Below are 19,263 nucleotides of genomic sequence, written 5' to 3'. Positions count from 1 at the left end.
CTAATCTTTTTTCAGCTTGCGCCATAATGTAGATCGATTTATCCCCAGCCGTTTTGCGGCCTGCGATTGGTTCATCTGCTCTTCGGCCAGCACCAGTTCAATGATCGTTTTTTCAATGTCTGCTAGAGGCTTCGTAAGATCTATATTCAGCCCACTTGTTTGTTTTTCGATGGATATATCTTTTTCTGTAATAAAAGATCCTTCAGCATTATAGACGCCGTGCTGCACAAAACTCTGCAGCTCCTCAAGATTTCCCGGCCACTTATATTCACGCCATTTAGTGAGAAGCGCTTTTTCTGCCCCCACTACTTGCTTTCCATATAAAGTATTATATCTTGCCGCGAAGGATCGGATATATTCTTCTAAATGCCCCACTCTTTCCCGCAAAGGAGGGAGGTGCAGAATTCTTTCTTCAGAAAAAAATGCACGCACTTTGTCAGCAGTGGCACTTGAAACGGAAGCAAATATACAGGTGGCTGGCGAGTGGTCTGCTGTCTTCAGCAATGATGCTGACCAGTCTTCTGGAAGATCTTCCCAATGCTTTATATAGTAAGTGCCGGAACTGCTGCCCAGGTGTTCTTTTAAACGATGAAAAGCAGTTTCATCAAAGTCGCTGCTGAGATGCACCATCCATTGATTCTCCGTATGATTTGTCTCAAAATGATGAAGAGCCACAGCAATCGAACGTTTGCCCGTACCATTTTCCCCCGTAATGAGAAGAATAGGAGAGGTGTGTGCTGATCGCTTTGCTTTTTCCACCGCGTCTTTTACTCTTTCATCAGCTGTTGAAATTTGTGAAAACGAAACAATATCGGATCGAAGCGGGTGGATGGATAACCCTTTTTGTTCAATGGCATAACGTGTTTCATCGCTGCATTTTAAAAAGAAATTCCGGACAGCCCCTTTAAAAAGGAGGGCTCCTTCGATGGATAGTTCACGACCTTGATGGATGAAATTTTTTTGGGCAAAAGAATGGGCCGCCAATTCATGATGGAAGGTTTCAAGTTCAGGTGCTGCTTCTGAAAGAAATGCTGATCGATGCTCCAACTGAAACAATCTTTGAAAAGCAGGATTGGTATATAGAATATATCCTGATTCGTCAAGAAGTGCCACGCCTTCAGGAAGAATATTCAATAAAGAATGGTATCCTTCAATCACCTGCTGGTGCTGATTAACTGAGCGTGCGGCTTCCTTTGCCTGCCATAAAGCCTGCTCAATTGATTCATGGCCTGAAGTTATCATGATTCCCCTCAAGCCGTACCTCTCTGCTGTTTTCATTGTAACAGTATCGCCTACGATAATTTGTACTCCGCGTTTCATCGCATCTCTTACCGTTTGTTCAACTTCTTCTTCCTTGTTGACCGTCTGATAAGAGATATGTGTATCTAACAGGCCAGCCACTTCTTTCACCCCACGACACACGTTCGGAAAACCAATTAACTCAATCGGTTCCTTCGAATCTTTTATGAGAAGCATAGTGCGGAGAATATCATATCCGGATACATCAACTTCAATTACCGGAAGGTTGATATTTTCGCGAAGAACACGCGCTGTACCCCCTCTGCTGACAAGGACATGGAAACCCTGCTGTTCAAGGGATTTAGCGGGTTTGACTGCTTCATATAAATCTGCTGTAATGATCTCCATTCCAATATCAGGATGTTTTTGCACAGCTTTTTCTGCTATTTCCTTTAATCCCCGGTAAGGTGCTATAAATCCAACCTTTATTTTCATCATTTTGCTCCCTTTTCAGACGGAAAAATTATTTATTTTCTATTCAGGTGCTAAATCTACCGCGGAAGCGATTGCTTCAATCAGACTTCTTGCGTCAGCAATATTTTTGCCTGCAATATCAAAAGCGGTTCCGTGATCGACAGAGGTACGGATTACCTCGTGGTTTAAGCCAACAGTAATGTTAACGCCTGCTTCGAGTCCGAGCACCTTCACAGGAGCATGGCCCTGATCATGATAGCAGGCGACGACGATATCAAAATCTCCGCGTACTGTTCTGTAAAACAGAGTATCTGCCGGATACGGTCCTTCCGCATGAATTCCTTCGCTTTTTGCCTTTTCGATACCCGGGATCAGCTGATTTTCTTCTTCACCATATCCAAAAAGACCGCTCTCTCCTGCATGAGGGTTAATTCCGCAGACAGCAATACGGGGGGTGTCGTATCCAGCTCTCAAAAGCGTATCATGAGCTAAACGAAGCACTCGATACGTACGTTCAGGTGTTATCGCTTCAATAGCATCCTTCAGTCCGAGGTGTGTTGTTAAATGAATAACCTTTAGGTTCGGGGCAGACAGCATCATGGAATAATTCTCGGTATTCGTTAAATCAGCCAATATTTCTGTATGCCCCGGGTATTTATAGCCGGCTCCCTGCAAGGCTTCTTTGTTTAATGGTGCAGTGCAGATTGCGTTGATTGATTTCTTCTTTGCTAATTCAACTGCTTTCTCAACATATAAATAAGCATGTTTTCCAGCCTCATACGACAGCTCGCCGAACGGAAGGTCAGCTGGCAGCTTGCCAACTTGGAGGCAGTTGATAATGTTTTTGTCAAATTCAGCTTCTTCAGGTGACTCAATTCTTTGGATCTTCAGTGGAATATTGCATAACAGAATAGCCTGTTTCAGCCGTTGTACATCACCGATCACGAGCGGCTTACACTCCTCATGAATTTTCGGGTCAGCCAAAGCTTTTACGATTATTTCCGGACCGACGCCTGCACCGTCTCCCATTGTAATGCCGATAATGGGCTGTTTTTTCATATGTGCACCTCTCCTTTGAAGGCGTGAAGCATGCGGACAAACGTATTTTTGCTTCCGAATGCTCCAGCTTTAGTAATTACAAGTGGTTCGTAATTTCCTTTTAATTTTCCTAATGGTATACCCTTTTCGAATTCATAGTGTAACTCGAATTCCGAACTTTCCAAAGCGGTACAAATAGCTTTTGCGATATCGCCGCCCGTCATTACCAGTCCATCGAACGGCCGGACGAGAAAAATGAGCTGAACCAGTTTTCCAATACAGGATGCAATCTGGCGCGTCGCTTCAGCCATGCTGATATTATTTGAGCGGCTGATTTCTTTAATACGAGTTACTGACTCTTCACTTGTGTCCGGATGAAGCAGAAGAAAAGGGGAGGATTCCTCGTGAATAGAATTAAGAATCCTGGTGATATTTTTGTTGTATTGCCAGTCCGCTTCAAAAAATACTGAAGGTTCCACCAAATATTCCTTTACTTCTCCAGTCTCTTTAAGGTTTTCCAGCTGCACGGCACTAATGTTATTCATACTGCCAATCACAAATAATGCGGAATCAATGTACAGTTTTTTCTTTTCACTTCTGGTTTCAATCGTGTCCTTGAGATGATAAACAGACGAAAGATATTGCGCAGCACCAGCGGAACCAGCAAGCATGATAGAGAACGCCGTATTTGAAAGCTTCTCTATTTGCCGCCGCAGATCCTCTTCACTTGAACTATCCAGGGAAATATATGAAACTCCGTCTTTTTTTAATTGTGCAAGTTTATGAGACAGGTGAGAGCTAAGCACTTCCTGGACGGAGAGGTGTACTGTCTGATTTTTGCTTTGTTCCTGAATAATCGCATCCGGCCTGGCTGTTTCAAAGTGATGGTCCGGGTGGGTAGATATATTTGTTTCGGTTAACAATACTCCGTCGACAAACAGTTCTCCATTTATCACAGTTCTTCCGTTAGAAGGATAGCCAGGAGCTACTGCGATAAAATCCGGCTTGAATGTATCAAAGACAGCATCCAGCTCTGCTCCGATGTTTCCACGCATGGTTGAATCGATTTTTTTATAGAGCACTTTTGGCGGATTTTTCACAAGAGGATTTAAAGCTTCCTTGACTTTTTTATATGCTTCTCCCGGCTCCAGGGCCCGGGAATCTGTATCAATGATTAGAGCTTTTCTATTTAACATGTTATTTAATTGCCCTGCATTCAACGCGACGGAGGGACGGTATCCAAATTGCGTACATTGAACACCCGAATCATTCGCTCCTGTTAAATCATCGGCGACTATGCATAAATCCATGTACTTTCACCTCGATCTAAAATTGGAGAGGAAAAGAAATTACCAGTCTCGCTGGGAACGATTATCTTGCTTTATATTCCTGCATTTTTCCGTTCTTCTCCAATCGTTTTACTAAAAATCCAATATATACAGGCAGTAAAATCGCAGTGGTTACAACACTTGCCGCCACCTGAACGGTCGCAATTGATTCCATACTGGCGAAAGCAGCATTAGCTGAAGCGATTGCTGCTGGGGTTGCGACAGCGTTTCCGGCAGTGGATCCCTCCGCAGCACCGACAACTGGATTCCAATTAAAAGATTTAAATACCCAATAGCCTGCTGTACCAGTTAATAGTACGGTCATTACTCCAAGAATGATGCCACCTAGTCCTCCGGCAATAATATCTGCGAAGTTAATTCCCATTCCAAGGGCAAAGGCGAAGAAAGGGATTAGCATATTGCTGCCACTATCTAAAAACTCCCTCATTTCTTCATCAAGATTACCGAGAACAGCACCTACTACAATAGGGAGAAGGACAGCGATAAAATCCACAAAGGAGAATAAGCCTTCAACAAATCCCATAGCTCCAAAAATGGATAGTGCGACCATTGTAAGAAATGGGCCGTCGTTTAAAGCCAGAATAGAATAAGCAGCACGGTCCTCTCCTTTTCCGTACTGGCCGACAAGGGCAACGTAAAGTCCACCATTGCTGTTTGTCATAGCAGCAATAATGGCAAGTGGTGCGAGCCCTAAAAAGAGTCCGCTGGGACCAGCAAATATATAAGCTATCAGACCGATGCTGGCACCGACAACCCATTTAACAGCAAGAAGGGTGGCTCCTTTTCCGATAGTCACACCAACATTCTTTACGTTAATCTGCGCTCCAGCGCAAAGTAGAAATAGAGCAATAAGTACGAGAGCTCCGTCTACAAAGAGCTCCTGGGTAAAACCACCAATTCGCAGCATCCCAGGGGCAAATGTATTTATAACTGCTCCGAGCAGCAATGGAACCACCATCATGCCTCCAGGTATTTTTTCAATATTAGCTTTTACACGCATTATACTTCCTCCTTTTTGTTATTGCAAATTGCAACATAATAAATATTACAAGCGCTTACAAGTTTAAATATAAAACACATCATAGTAGTGTGCAACTATTATTACGCAGTTTTTTGAAAACGTTTTAATTTGCAACACATTAAAAAACGGACACAGGAGGAAGGAGGGAGTGACCGTTTTTATGACCATTTGATAAATATTCAATCAAGGCATTTCTACATAAAATTTTCGTTAGATATTGACACAAGGGCAGGGATAAGTAAAATAGAAGTGGGAACTTTTAGCACTCGAATATATAGAGTGCTAATTATGACAGCTGAAAGGAGTTTTACTAATGGCAACTAAACAATTTCAAGCAGAGTCGAGACGTCTGTTAGAAATGATGATTAACTCGATTTATTCTCAAAAAGAAATTTTTCTGCGCGAGTTAATTTCAAATGCGAGCGATGCAATTGATAAAATGTATTACCGAGCTTTAACAGACGATACGCTGACTTTTAATAAAGACGATTACTACATAAAAGTTAGTGCGGATCCAGAAAACCGTGAGTTGAAAATCGTAGATACTGGAATTGGTATGACAGAGGAAGAGCTTGAATCTAATCTCGGGGTTATCGCAAAAAGTGGTTCACTTGCTTTTAAGAACGAAAATGAAATCAAGGACGGTCACGATATTATCGGACAGTTCGGAGTAGGCTTTTATTCTGCCTTTATGGTGGCAGAGAATGTTGTAGTTTATACGAAATCTGCAGACAGTAATCAAGCCTTTAAATGGGTTTCTAACGGACTGGATGGCTATACGATAGAGCCGGCCGAAAAAGCAGTAACCGGTACAGAAGTAATTATTAAGTTAAGAGAAAACACAGAAGATGAGAATTATGATGAATTTGTAGAAGAACATACATTAAAATCAATAATTAAAAAATACTCTGATTACATCCGCTATCCGATTAAAATGGATGTCAGCGTGCAAAAGCCAAAGGACAATGAAGAAGGCGAATACGAAGAAATTGAAGAAGAACAAACCATCAACAGCATGGTGCCCATTTGGAGAAAAAATAAAAACGAACTTACTGATGAGGACTACAAAGCATTTTATGCGGAAAAGCATTACGGCTTTGACGAGCCTTTAAAGCATATTCATATCAGTGTCGACGGCGCCGTCCGCTATCAAGCGATTCTATTTATACCAGAGAAAACACCATTTGATTTTTACACGAAGGAATACGAAAAAGGTCTCGAGCTTTATTCGAACGGCGTACTGATTATGGAAAAGTGCGGGGATTTGCTGCCTGATTACTTTGGTTTTGTAAAAGGTATCGTCGATTCTGAGGATCTATCGTTAAATATTTCCAGGGAAATGCTGCAGCACGACCGCCAGCTAAAATTGATCGCTAAAAATATTAAAAATAAAATCAAAGGCCAGCTGAAAACCATGCTGAAGGATGAACGGGAAGAGTATGAGAAATTTTTTGAAGCGTTTGGCCGCCAGCTGAAATTCGGCATTCAAATGGACTTTGGAGCTAACAAAGATGACCTCAAGGATTTACTGCTTTTCTATTCTTCAAAAGAAAAAAAATTAGTTTCACTCGCTGAGTATACGGACAGAATGCCGGAAGAACAGAAGTATATTTACTATGCCACTGGTGACTCGATTGACAGAATAGAAAAACTGCCGCAGACGGAAATGGTGCTCGATAAAGGCTACGAGATACTCTATTTTACTGAAGACATTGATGAATTTGCGATAAAAACAATTATGAGCTATGAAGATAAGCAGTTTAAATCTGTGGCAAGCGGAGATCTCGGCATCGAATCAGAAGAAGAGGAAGAGAAAGAAAAGAACGAAGCAGAGGATAACAAAGAACTATTTGAAGAAATCAAAACGCTGCTTTCCGGCAAGGTGAAAGATGTCCGGGCCTCCAAGCGTCTGAAGTCTCATCCCGTCTGCCTGACAGCGGATGGTGAAGTTTCCATTGAAATGGAGAAAATCCTCCAGCAGATGCCCGATCAGAATCAGCATGTCAAAGCTGATAAAGTACTAGAAGTAAATATTAACCACAGCATCTATCAATCGTTAAAAGGTGCTTATGATAACGACAAAGATAAGTTATCCCTATACACTAATATTTTGTATAATCAGGCTCTGCTTATTGAAGGCCTTCCGGTGGAAGACCCGGTGGCACTTACTAATGATATGTGTAAAGTGATGGCATAAAATAACGCGCCGTTTTAACGCCAATAAGTATCTAGAAAGGTAACAGGTCTACGTAAAAGACTCTGTTGCCTTTTTTATTATGTGCTTTGAATTAATTCTTCTTCATCCTTTGAGCAGCGCAGGCAGGTACAGCGGACTGACGGGACATGAGTTCCTCTATCTGCCAAAAAAGAAGCTGATTTTCCCACCCTTCAGGCAAATAGCTTATCTGATGTCCGTCAGCCATTCAAAATGAGATGCGAAAATTAATAAAATAACGGATCTCCTGTCCGCATACAGCCCGGTTAGAATTTTCGAAGTCTTCAACCAGCCCGCAAGTCATCCCTTATTAAAAATCATTTCGAAGATAAAATTTATCATTGTACGGATGAACATGGAGGTTATACAGAAAGTTTCATGAAAAAACGGAGAGAAAATTAATGGCAGAAAATTTATATTGACCAGTGTGGTCTACTGGTGCTATGATAATATCGACCACATTGGTCTAACAGCTGGTCCGGTAGGAGGGATGTCTTATTACTAAGTATTTTGAAAAGCTGGATGATGAAAAGAAAAAGCGAATTTTACAAGCAGCTCTGCAGGAATTCGCAGAGAATGGGTACGAGAAGGCTTCTACTAATCGAATTGTAAAAAATGCCGGCATCGGTAAAGGAATGCTGTTTTACTACTTTAAAAATAAAAATGTGTTATACCACTACCTGATTGACTACAGTCTTAAAATTGCCATAAATAATTATATACAGCATGTTGATGAGACAAATACTGATTTTATAGAACGAATGAGGCAGGCAACCTATATAAAGATGAAAGCCTTTGCGGAAAATCCGTGGGTATTTAATTTTCTAGGATCTTTCCTGCTGCTCGATGAAAAAGACATGCCGGAGAAAATACTGCCCGAATTTAAGAGACTGCAGAAGCTTGGTTACTCAAAGGTTTATGGAAACATTGATTATTCTCTTTTTCGTGAAGGCATTGACGTAACTAAAGCTTTTAACCTGATTCGCTGGTCTATCGAAGGGTACCAGGAGGAAATTAAAGCTAAGCTGAAGGGAAGAAATTTTGCGAAAGAAGATATAGAGCCTCTCTGGGAAGAATTTTTTGAGTACCTGGAGATTTTAAAGAAATGCTATTACAAGGATGAGGAGGGGAAAGGATGAGCGTACTACAGACGATTAATTTATCAAAAAACTTCGGTAAATTTACTGCTCTGGACGGGGTTAACATGGAAGTGAATAATGGGGAGGTTTACGGTTTTATTGGTCCAAACGGGGCAGGAAAATCGACTACCATCCGGGTGCTGCTCGGTATATTAAAAGCTTCAGAAGGCGAAGCGAAAATTTTCGGCAGGGACACATGGAAGGATGCAGTAGAAATTCATAAACGTGTCTCCTATGTACCGGGAGATGTGAATCTGTGGCCGAATTTAACCGGAGGAGAAGTGATTGATTTGTTTATGAAGCTCCGCGGTACGAACAATAAAAAACGTCGTGGAGAACTGATTAAGCTCTTTGATCTTGATCCATCCAAAAAATGCCGGACATATTCAAAAGGAAACCGTCAGAAAGTTGCGCTCGTCGCTGCTTTTTCATCCGATGCCGATCTTTTTATACTCGATGAGCCGACTTCCGGACTTGATCCTTTGATGGAACGCGTTTTTCAAGAGTGTGTAATGGAAGAAAAATCAGCTGGCAAGAGTATATTGCTTTCGAGTCATATTTTATCGGAAGTAGAAAGACTTTGTGACCGGGTTGGGATTATCCGGCAGGGAAAGATTATTGAATCCGGTTCACTCAATGAGCTGCGTCATTTAACGAGAACTACCCTGCTCGTTGAAACGAAGAGGCCGTTGACTGCACTTCGAGATATGAAAGGTGTACATGATGTTGAAGAAAAAGAGCAGGCGATTCGTTTTCAAGTGGACAGTGAAGAACTGGAAACTGTTATGAAGTATATCAGCGAATTTGGAGTTTTGAAGCTGGAAAGCGCTCCACCGACGCTTGAGGATTTGTTCATGCGCCACTATGAAGGAGTAGGAGGTGCATCCTGATGAACAGTCAATTGTTTCACAAAACTGGGGCTCTTATCCGGTTTAAGCTTCGTCAGGACCGGATCCGAATACCTGTCTGGCTCATAAGTTTTCTCGTTGCAAATGCAGCCGTGGCCCAGGCTTTTTCCGGGCTGTATGTAAGTGAGCAGGAAAGGGAGGCCATTGCGGAAACAATGAGAAATCCTGCGATGATAGCGATGGTTGGCCCTGGCTACGGACTCGATAATTACACGGATGGTGCGATGATGGCCCATCAAATGCTTCTCATGACAGCTGTAGTCGTAGGGATTATGAGTATTCTGCTTATGGCCCGTCATACGCGGGCAGAAGAAGAGGATGGGCGCGTCGAAATGGTGCGGGCTCTTCCTGCAGGTCGTTTATCGAGTCTTGCGGCAGCAAGTACAGTGCTTATTATCACAAATGTACTGCTTGCACTTCTTACAGGACTCGGATTATATGCATTAGGCATCGAAAGCATGGACCTGGAAGGATCACTCCTATATGGAGCGGCATTGGGAGCTGCTGGAATATTTTTCACTGCGGTTACCGCTTTATTTTCTCAGCTCTCTGAAAACTCCAGAGGGGTTATTGGTTTTTCGTTTGCGGTCCTTGGTATTTCTTATCTAATCAGGGCTGTCGGTGATGTGAGTAACGAAGGTTTATCCTGGGTTTCTCCGCTTGGATGGATAGTGGGGACGGAAACTTACGTTAATAATTACTGGTGGCCGATTCTGATGACCGCTGCGGTTTCGATAGCGATCCTTGTCGTCGCAGTTACGTTAAATGCCATCCGCGACCTTGGGTCCGGTTTTCTACCGAGCAGGCCTGGTAGGCATAATGCTTCAATATTGCTGCAGGGACCGGCAGGGCTTGGAATGAGGCTTCAGCGCACAGGATTTATTGCCTGGGGCGTAGGCATGGTTTTATTAGGTGCTTCCTACGGTTCTGTGTTCGGGGATTTAGAGTCCTTTTTTTCAGAAATTGAAATGATGGCTGAGCTATTTGAAACGGAGGAAGGCTTCACGCTGACTGAACAATTTTTGACTATGATAACTTCGATTATTGCGATTATCTGCTCAATTCCTCCATTATTAGCTGTGTTAAAGCTAAAAGGAGAAGAGAAGAAAGGCCGGAATGAGCAAGTGCTTAGTAAGTCCGTATCGCGTTCGCGCTTGCTTGGAAGCTACGTGATTATATCGGTGATCATAGGATTTATTATGCTTTCGCTTGCTTCACTCGCTCTAGGATTAATTGGAGTGTCGATGATGGACAACGATATGGTGGTCTCGACCTTTTATAAAGCAGCTCTCGTATATCTCCCTGCGATGTGGGTCATGATTGGTATCGCTGTCCTGCTTGTCGGCATACTGCCTCAGTTTACAGGCTTCATGTGGCTTTATTTAGTGTTTTCCTTTGTCGTCGTTTATATGGGTGGATTATTTCAATTTCCTGAGTGGGTAAGTACCCTTACACCATATGGTCATGTTTCTCAGCTTCCTGTGGAGGAGTTGGATTTTGTGAGCTTGGCAGCTCTCACTGCCGCTGCAGTGGGAGCATTGACAGCAGGCTTCATAGGGTATAATAAACGCGATTTACAGGGATAAACTATCAGAAGACTGTCTTGCATAAAATAAGCTAATTTCCTTACACTAAGTATTAATCTCACAAGGAAAGAGGAAGTTCGATGGGCAGAAAACCAAAAAAAGACGATAAGCAATTCAAAGAAAATAAACACCACGGTGAGCATCGTAATGGTCGTTTAAGTCAGTTTAAAAACCATAATGATCAAGGCGGCGAACGTCCAAATGAATACGTGAGTAAAAAAGATTAATGAGGAAACACCCTGGAAAATCATTTCCAGGGTGTTTTTTGTAATAAAATGCAAATCATTTCGAATATCTTACACCCTAGTTAATAAGACTTATTTAATCGGTATCCAAATTTCAGACCGTGAATCAGGACTGCTTGGGTCTTTATCTTTATACACCTCAAAGGACACAGTGCCCAGCTATATCTGCGGCTATCCAGTATTCCATTTCATTTTTTGCATCGTCCTGTCCTCAAATGCTCAGCAGGGAGCAGTTTCCTTTTAATATCATTATTATTGAATTATAAATTTAAAAATATCTATTTTACTGAATTCATTAATTACTCTAAGATGAAAGTACAGATTATCTAAAGAGGTGGGAGTGGCCATGAAGGTACTGACAATAGCAGCTCATCCTAGAAAGGATTCATTAACTTTTTCGACTTTACATCGCTTCGTGCAGGGATTGAAAGATGCAGGGCACGAGACGGAAGTGCTGGATTTATACCGCAGCGGCTTTGATCCTGTTCTGCGCGAAGCTGATGAACCAAATTGGACAGCGAGTAATCAGCATTTTTCTCCAGAAGTGGAACGAGAAATTAAGAGGATGAATCAGCATGACGCACTTGCTTTTATTTTTCCACTTTGGTGGTGGAGCATGCCGGCTATAATGAAGGGTTATATAGACCGCGTTTGGAATTATGGAGTAGCATATGGGCCGAATAAACTGGCCCATGAGCATGTGTTATGGATAAGCCTTGCTGGAGCACCGGTCGAGCGTTTCCAAAAAAGGAAATACGATAAAATGATGGAGCATTATTTTAATGTTGGGCTCGCTGATTATGTAGGAATTCCAAGTTCAAAATTTGAACTTTTTTATGAAACAATAAAAGGGGAGCCCGGAAATATAGACGAGATCCTGAAGCGCTCCTATGATCTTGGGCTGAATTATACCAAATACCAGGTTATGAACTAGTAAAAGTCGCTTTCGATTATCTATGTTAGTTGTCACCACGCACGGGCGGTATGAGGCAGCAGGCATTTCCTGTGGAATGCCGTACGCAGCAGAAAATGTATTTTTAAAGAATTAAAAATAAGGCTTGTCGTCATCTGATCTGGCGACAAGTCTTAGCTTTTTTTTACTGGTTTTGTTCCACAGCCTCATTTTTCTATATTAACGTTTTTACGAAGAACAGATATTGGGAATACGTTACAATAGAATTATATGAAAACGGTTACCCGGAGGGGGAGACGAGGAAATGATCACGAAGTTTATAGCACCAGAAATTATATTTGGGGAAAATGCACTCCGCCAGACTGGTGAAAGCTTTGTCAGGCTTGGTGCTCAGAATATTTTGGTTGTGAGCGACCGTGGAGTAGAGGAGGCAGGCTGGACAGAGAAAGTTATACATAGCCTGGAGGAATCCTCCCTTTCCTATGCGGAATATTTTGAATCTATCACTAACCCTACAATTGCTGAAGTAGAAAAGGGAGCGGAATTTTCAAGAGAAAATGAATGTGATGCGGTTCTGGGTATCGGCGGCGGCAGTGCGCTTGATGTAGCAAAGTCGATTGCCATTCTCATTAGTAATGGAGGCCGCATCGAAGAGTATGAGGGAGTCGATCGTATCCACAGTCCGCTTCCACCGACTATTATGGTATCCACAACCTCAGGTTCAGGGTCTGAGGTTTCCCAGTTTGCAATTATTGTAGATCCAGATAAGAAAAAGAAAATGACAATTGTCTCTAAATCACTCGTACCAGATATCGCTATTATTGACCCTTATACATTAATGACTAAGGATAGTATGCTAACCGCTGCCACGGGACTCGATGTCCTGACTCATGCGATTGAATCGTATGTGAGTGTAGCAGCTACACCGCTTACTGATGTACAGGCCGTCAATGCAATGAAATTAACGGAACGATATTTACGACCATCTGTGGCTTCACGCACAAATTTAGAGGCAAAAAAAGCGATGGCAATGGCTAGTATGCAGGCAGGCCTGGCATTTTCCAATGCTATTCTTGGTGCCGTTCATGCAATGTCGCATGCGATCGGAGGTCATTATGAACTCTCTCATGGAGAAATTAACAGTATTCTTCTTCCGCACGTGATGGAATTTAACTTAATAGCGAAGCCTGAGCGTTTTGCTGCCATTGGAGAAATCCTTCAGGCAGAAGCTGCGGGGTCAGATCATGTCTCAAAAGGACGAGCGGCAATCCAGGCAGTTCGTATGCTTGCAGACGATATAGGAGCTCCGAAAACACTCCGGGACGCAGGGCTGCGGAAGCCGGATTATGAAAGAATGGCAGAAATAGCAATTGATGATGCATGTATGGTAACCAATCCCAGAGATGTGTCTCTCGAGGATATTGAACAGCTGCTTCGAAATGCGTATTAAGGAGGGGATAATATGTTTGAAGATAAAGAAGCAGTCATAGAAAAGCTGACAGGTGTTAAATCCTCTAAAAAAAGCTATTATACCGAGTTGAAGCGAACAATTGCCGAGCTTGAAAAGAAAAACGAAAAGCTTGAAATATTAAGTGAACTGTCAAAAGGATTCCACGTGCATCGTCCCCTTCAGGAATCGCTCGAGCGAATGTTCCGTAAGCTGTATGATGTATTTCCCGTATATAGAGTCAGTCTATCGCTTTTAGAGGAAAATAAAATGACGCTGCAGAGCATGTATCCTGAGAAATTAGCTCCTCTTGCCCCAGGAACGGTGTTTACGAAAGAAACCTCACTTTATTGGAAAGCAGCAAAAAGAGATTTAATTGTACTGCATGAATATGGGCAGGCTCCATTTGAATTTGAAGAGGAACGGGCGCTCGCGAAAATCGGCATCTATTATGTATGTATTATCCCGCTCATCGTAAAAGATAAGGTAGCAGGGGTGCTGTGCCTGGGGAATAAGCGCAGGGTCTCCTATGAAAAGGAGGACATTGAATTTTTTCGTCAGCTTGCGGATCACCTTGCAGTTCTCGTTGAAAATTCCAGACTATATCAAGCCGTTCTTCAGGGGAAAGATGAATGGGAACAGACCTTTCAAGCCGTGGAGGATGTATTAATAGTAACGGATGAAGATTTGAAGATTGTACAGTGTAATTTAGCAGCGGAGCGGATATTTAACCTAAGTTATGAGAATTTAATTGGAAATTCATGCCATGATCTCATCTGCCGCGAACCTCACAGAAAATGCCCCCTTGAATTGAAAAACGGACTAGAAACAAAGAATTCATATCGATGCACGCTGGCAAATGGCCGTATTTTCGATATTCGATCTTATCCTTTAAAAAAGACTACTGGCAGTGAGGGATCCGTAATCTATATGAAGGACGTAACAGAAACAGTGCTTTCACAGGCTCAGCTGCAGCACTCAGGTAAATTGGCCGCTATTGGAGAAATGGCTGCCGGCGTGGCTCATGAATTAAATAGTCCCTTAACAGCAATTCTCGGCAATACTCAGCTATTATTAAGAAAAATAAATGAAGAGGAACCAGAGTATTCATTAGCAGAAGGCATTGTTCGAAGCGGTAAAAGATGCCAAAAAACTATTCGCAATCTGCTGGCTTTCTCTCGTCTCGATAAAGAAGAAACCACTCTTTGTTCCCTGCACACGGCTGCAGAAGATGTACTGGGGCTGATTGGATTTCAAATCGAAAGAGAACAAATCACGGTACTGAAGCATTATGATCCGGCTCTGCCCCTGGTGGAAGGGAGTCTTCATCAAATCGAGCAAATATTGATAAATCTCTTATTAAACGCAAGAGATGCACTTCTGGAAACTAACAAGAACAGAACCATTGAAATCGAGACCGGTAAAATGAGTCATCGAGGGGAGGATGGTGTCTTTCTTTCCGTGGTTGATAATGGTGTGGGAATGGAGAAAGGGATATTACATTCTATTTTTGACCCATTTTTTACTACAAAAGAGGAAACAGATGGGACCGGCCTTGGTCTGTCGGTAAGTATTGATCTCGCGAAAACTCACAACGGCAATTTATTTGCAGAGAGTCAAAAAGGGAGAGGCAGTAAGTTTACTTTTTGGCTCCCTGCCATAAAAAAGGAGACGGTTAATGAATATTCTTATAATTGATGACGATCAGGAGATTAGAGAATTGTTTCAATATTTGTGTCACTCTCACGGACATCACCCGATCACAGCTTCCGACCGAGCCAGTTCAGAAAAAGCAATTGATAAAACAATGAATGTTGATTTTGCATTTATTGATCTAAAGCTTCCGGATGTTACAGGTTTAGAATTATTAAAAACAATAAAGATAAAATTTCCAGCTGGAAAAGCAATAATGATGACTGGATATAGTACAGTAAAAACAGCGGTAGAGGCAATCAGACTGGGAGCTGAAGACTATTTAGAAAAGCCATTTGATGACATCGCCGTAATTGAAAAGGTACTGGAGTCGACAGATCATACAGCCCCTCCCTTTTCAACTCAGCTTCTAGCGGAAAAATCCGGTATGTTTATTGGCCAAAGTCCGAGGATGCAGGAGACGCTACGGTTAGCAGCTACGTTTGCGTCCAAAAATATCAATATATTAATTGAAGGTGAGACTGGGACAGGAAAAGAAAAGCTCGCCCAATTTATCCACGAGCTCTCTGCAGCAGATGAAAATTCTCCTTTCTTGGCAATTAATTGCGGAGCGCTGGCAGAGCAAGTACTGGAAAGCGAGTTATTCGGTCATGAGGCTGGAGCTTTTACTGGGGCGGTAAAAACAAGAAAAGGAGTCTTTGAACTCGCTTCCACAGGAACATTGCTGCTTGATGAGATCGGAGAAGCGGATTTGTCAATTCAGGTGAAGCTTCTGCGTGTACTAGAAACAAGAGAATTCATGCGGGTCGGAGGAGAAAAAGTAAGAAGAACAGGAGCACGAATCATAGCTTCCACGAACCGGAATCTGCATGAGGAAGCAGACAAAGGAGTGTTCCGAAAGGACCTATTGTACAGGCTTGAAGTTGTGACCCTGACAATGCCCCCTCTTAGGCAGCGAATGGAGGATATCGAAGAACTTGCTTACTTCTTATTGCAGGAGCAGGGATTCGATACGATGCAATTATCCAGGGAGGCTCTGCAATTATTAAAGGCACATGATTGGCCGGGTAACATCCGGGAACTGACAAATGTATTAATGAGGGCAGCAGCGATAACGGAAGGAGTGAAGAATGTCATTGAGAAATCAGCCATTCTAATACACAAAAGCAATGGGGGAAATACCTCAACCGCTTCAGAGTCAGCGCCTCTGCCACTGGAAACCATGACAGCTGCAGGACCGCTCTCAAAAACTTGGAAACATAAGTATTTACACAGAATAGAAGAAGGAAATGAATTGTCTATTGATGCCATAATTGAAGAGCTGAGGGAGGCAGAAAAAGATATCAGCCGGGAATTTGCGCAGAAGGCTCTCGATTATACTGACGGCGATCGTAGAAAAGCAGCAGAAATGCTGGGTATAAACAGCAGGAAGCTTCGTTATATTTTAAATGAAAAGGGAAATTGAATAGGGCCGCAGATTAGAAAGCACGGCCCTATTTGTTACTAGTATTATTGAGCCATTTTTATTACGACTCTGCCGTTTATTTCCCCGTTCTCCATGCTTTCAAAGACTTCATTAATGTCTTCCAATTCTTTTGTTTCAATCATTGTTTTTATTTTTCCTTGTGCCGCAAGATTTAAGCATTCCTGTAAATCCTTTCTTGTTCCGACAATTGAACCTTTTACAGTCACACCATTTAATACGGTGTTAAAAATTGGAATTGGCAGTTCCCCGGTTGGCAGGCCAACAACTACAAGGCTGCCTCCACGTTTTACAGAATGATACGCCTGTTCAAATGCTTTGGCGTTCACAGCTACGCTGATGGCTGCCTGAACACCTCCGAGCCTGTCCTGTATTGCTTCGGCAGGATCTGAATTCATGCCATTAACTACATCATCAGCACCTAATTCTTTCGCAAGCTGCAGCTTATCATCCCGGACATCAACGGCGATGACATTCAGTCCCATGGCTTTTGCATATTGTACCGCCACATGGCCTAACCCCCCAATGCCGTAAATTGCAACCCAGTCCCCCGGCTTCGCCTCTGATACCTTCAGTGCTTTGTAAGTGGTAACCCCTGCACAAAACAAAGGAGCCACCTCGTCAAAAGACAGAGAATCGGGAATTTTAGACGTATATGCAGCAGGGGCCTTGCAGTACTCTGCATACCCACCATCTACGGAGTAACCGGCATTAAGCTGATCGAGACAAAGAGTTTCCCGCCCTGATAAACAGTATTCACATTCACCGCAGGCAGAGTACAGCCACGGAATGCCGACACGATCTCCGACTTTGAGTGAGCCGACCCCCTCCCCAACTTTTTCTATTACACCAACACCTTCATGACCAGGAATTAACGGAAGCTTTGGTTTAACAGGCCAGTCTCCATGTGCTGCGTGCAGGTCGGTGTGGCAGACCCCGCACGAATGAATTTTGACAAGAATCTCTCCATGTTCGAGCTCCGGGATCGGAACATCCTTAATTTCCAGTTTCTGATTAAATTCATTAACCACGGCTGCTTTCATCTTAATAACTCCTCCTCTTCATTAGTCGTACATTGACATTTTATTGCAAAAAATGTGCCATTTTCTTAAGACTGCTAAGGGAAAACTAGGCTTGTTCGGCGTCTAAATGGCGATAGGGTCAGGTTTTTTATACTTTCACCCTTTAATAAGAATTATCTTACATAAATAAAAAAGAAAAATTTCTGTCTTTCATGTAGAAAATTTTTGTGAAAAATGAAAAAATACCGACAATTTGTCGGCGGACAAGCCGAAAATTTGGCAGAATATATGCCTGTGATAAACTGGTATATATACCTGCAATTGTTAGGAGGAGTATGCTTGAAAATAGCGATTGTCGGAGCAGGAATTGTTGGAGTAAGTGCGGCGTATCATCTCTCCAGGAATGGTTTTGAAGTGCTGCTTATTGATAAAGAGCATCAAGGTGAAGCGACAGCTGCCGGGGCTGGTATTATCTGCCCGTGGCTTTCTTCTAAAGCAGTGAACCCGGATTGGTATCGTTTCGCGAAAGAATCAGCATGTTATTATCCTAAGTTGATTGAGCTTTTGAATCAGGATGAAGAATCTCAGACTGGTTTTTGTTATTCAGGTGCTATGGCGGTTAGTGATAACGGTTCAGAGCTTGATCGGCTTGAAGCAATGGTAATGAAAAGAAGGGAAGCATTTCCGGAAGCGGGGAAAATCAGACGCTTAAATTCACAGCAGGCGAGAGAACTGTTTCCTCCTCTGCGAGAGGGACTTCAAGCTGTACATGTAACAGGAGGGGCAAGGGTAGACGGGAATTTAATACGACTTGCCATGAAAAGAGCTGCCAAAAAACATGGGGCCGTGATACATCACGGAGAAGCAGACCTGCACATAGAAAACGGTCGCTGCACACGAATATTAATGGAGGACCGGGACATCGAAGCAGATGCCGTCATAGCGGCGGGAGGGGCCTGGGTAAAAAAACAGCTGAATTCAATCGGGGTTCATGTAAAAGTTGAGCCACAAAGAGGACAGATTATTCACCTTGAAATAAACGGAAAAGATACTGCTGCCTGGCCTGTAATTTTGCCGCAGAGCAGTCACTATTTAGTTTCATTTGCTGATTCAAGAGTTGTCATCGGAGCAACGAGAGAGACTGGGTCAGGCTTTGATTACCGGCTGACGGCAGGAGGAGTGCATGAAGTGCTTCAGGAAGGACTAAAGATTGCACCAGGGCTTGCGGATGCCACCCTCCTCGAAAGCCGGATTGGATTCCGTCCTGCGTCAGAAGACCAGCTGCCGTTATTAGGAAATGTGCCTGAAGTAAAAAACCTCGTAATTGCCACAGGACTTGGCCCATCTGGTCTAACTATGGGACCGCTGGCAGGAGTAATTGCCGCTGAATTAGCTGTGAAAAATAATATATCGATGGATTTACGAGCGTACGACCCACTGCGATAATATTAAATAAATTATATCGATTATTAACGGGCCTTCATTCTGGCATTCAAGGCTGCAGGCGGCAAGCGACCGCCTCCGCAGCTTA

Annotated in this window: 15 protein-coding genes; 10 read left to right on the top strand and 5 right to left on the bottom strand. The window is 42.8% G+C overall.

The window, feature by feature from the left end:
* The 4 genes from ACE4RR_RS04680 to ACE4RR_RS04665 all read right to left on the bottom strand — a co-directional run bounded on the left by ACE4RR_RS04680 (position 1) and on the right by ACE4RR_RS04665 (position 5,100).
* Positions 1-1,734 (bottom strand): sigma-54-dependent Fis family transcriptional regulator, encoded by a 1,734-nt coding sequence (locus tag ACE4RR_RS04680; protein WP_375534246.1) that lies wholly within the window; start codon positions 1,732-1,734, stop codon positions 1-3.
* 39 nt (positions 1,735-1,773) lie between these two features.
* Positions 1,774-2,772 (bottom strand): 4-hydroxythreonine-4-phosphate dehydrogenase PdxA, encoded by a 999-nt coding sequence (gene pdxA, locus ACE4RR_RS04675; RefSeq protein ID WP_375534245.1) that lies wholly within the window; start codon positions 2,770-2,772, stop codon positions 1,774-1,776.
* On the bottom strand, positions 2,769-4,061 hold the full coding sequence (locus ACE4RR_RS04670; RefSeq protein WP_375534244.1) for a four-carbon acid sugar kinase family protein: 1,293 nt from the start codon (positions 4,059-4,061) through the stop codon (positions 2,769-2,771). The genes pdxA and ACE4RR_RS04670 overlap by 4 nt, the downstream gene beginning before the upstream one ends.
* Before the next feature lie 61 nt (positions 4,062-4,122).
* A complete protein-coding gene (locus tag ACE4RR_RS04665) occupies positions 4,123-5,100 on the bottom strand; it encodes a 2-keto-3-deoxygluconate permease (RefSeq protein ID WP_375534243.1) in 978 nt (325 codons plus the stop codon).
* A gap of 334 nt (positions 5,101-5,434) precedes the next feature.
* On the opposite strand from ACE4RR_RS04665, the gene htpG reads away from it, so the two are divergent.
* The 9 genes from htpG (at position 5,435) to ACE4RR_RS04620 (ending at position 16,692) form a co-directional block, all read left to right on the top strand.
* Complete coding sequence (htpG, locus tag ACE4RR_RS04660; protein WP_375534242.1) at positions 5,435-7,318, top strand: molecular chaperone HtpG; 1,884 nt, start codon at positions 5,435-5,437, stop codon at positions 7,316-7,318.
* A gap of 515 nt (positions 7,319-7,833) precedes the next feature.
* Positions 7,834-8,475 carry a TetR/AcrR family transcriptional regulator gene (locus ACE4RR_RS04655; protein ID WP_375534425.1) on the top strand — a complete coding sequence of 214 codons (642 nt, stop codon included), beginning with the start codon at positions 7,834-7,836 and terminating at the stop codon, positions 8,473-8,475.
* Positions 8,472-9,365, top strand: coding sequence for an ABC transporter ATP-binding protein (locus ACE4RR_RS04650; protein WP_375534241.1), 894 nt, complete (start codon positions 8,472-8,474; stop codon positions 9,363-9,365). The genes ACE4RR_RS04655 and ACE4RR_RS04650 overlap by 4 nt, the downstream gene beginning before the upstream one ends.
* Positions 9,365-10,969: an ABC transporter permease gene (locus ACE4RR_RS04645; RefSeq protein WP_375534240.1), complete on the top strand. Its 1,605-nt coding sequence runs from the start codon at positions 9,365-9,367 to the stop codon at positions 10,967-10,969. Before ACE4RR_RS04650 ends, ACE4RR_RS04645 begins: the two co-directional genes overlap by 1 nt.
* Positions 10,970-11,049: 80 nt before the next feature.
* Complete coding sequence (locus ACE4RR_RS04640; RefSeq protein ID WP_375534239.1) at positions 11,050-11,196, top strand: hypothetical protein; 147 nt, start codon at positions 11,050-11,052, stop codon at positions 11,194-11,196.
* Between the two features lie 364 nt (positions 11,197-11,560).
* A complete protein-coding gene (locus ACE4RR_RS04635; RefSeq protein ID WP_375534238.1) occupies positions 11,561-12,148 on the top strand; it encodes an NAD(P)H oxidoreductase in 588 nt (195 codons plus the stop codon).
* A gap of 283 nt (positions 12,149-12,431) precedes the next feature.
* Positions 12,432-13,577, top strand: coding sequence for an iron-containing alcohol dehydrogenase (locus ACE4RR_RS04630; RefSeq protein WP_375534237.1), 1,146 nt, complete (start codon positions 12,432-12,434; stop codon positions 13,575-13,577).
* 12 nt (positions 13,578-13,589) lie between these two features.
* Complete coding sequence (locus tag ACE4RR_RS04625) at positions 13,590-15,272, top strand: ATP-binding protein (protein WP_375534236.1); 1,683 nt, start codon at positions 13,590-13,592, stop codon at positions 15,270-15,272.
* Positions 15,253-16,692, top strand: a complete 1,440-nt coding sequence (locus ACE4RR_RS04620) for a sigma-54-dependent transcriptional regulator (protein ID WP_375534235.1) — start codon at positions 15,253-15,255, stop codon at positions 16,690-16,692. The genes ACE4RR_RS04625 and ACE4RR_RS04620 overlap by 20 nt, the downstream gene beginning before the upstream one ends.
* A gap of 44 nt (positions 16,693-16,736) precedes the next feature.
* Here the strand turns inward: ACE4RR_RS04620 and adhP are convergent, their stop codons facing one another.
* A complete protein-coding gene (adhP, locus tag ACE4RR_RS04615) occupies positions 16,737-17,753 on the bottom strand; it encodes an alcohol dehydrogenase AdhP (RefSeq protein ID WP_375534234.1) in 1,017 nt (338 codons plus the stop codon).
* 318 nt (positions 17,754-18,071) lie between these two features.
* Here adhP and ACE4RR_RS04610 point away from each other — a divergent pair, with 318 nt between their 5' ends.
* Entirely contained in the window at positions 18,072-19,178 is a 1,107-nt protein-coding gene (locus ACE4RR_RS04610) for an NAD(P)/FAD-dependent oxidoreductase (protein WP_375534233.1), read from the top strand.
* Positions 19,179-19,263: the final 85 nt, after the last annotated feature.

This window comes from Alteribacillus sp. HJP-4, assembly GCF_042139015.1.
GTDB lineage: Bacteria > Bacillota > Bacilli > Bacillales > Marinococcaceae > JBHIKY01.
This window is presented reverse-complemented; position numbering and strand designations above follow the sequence as displayed.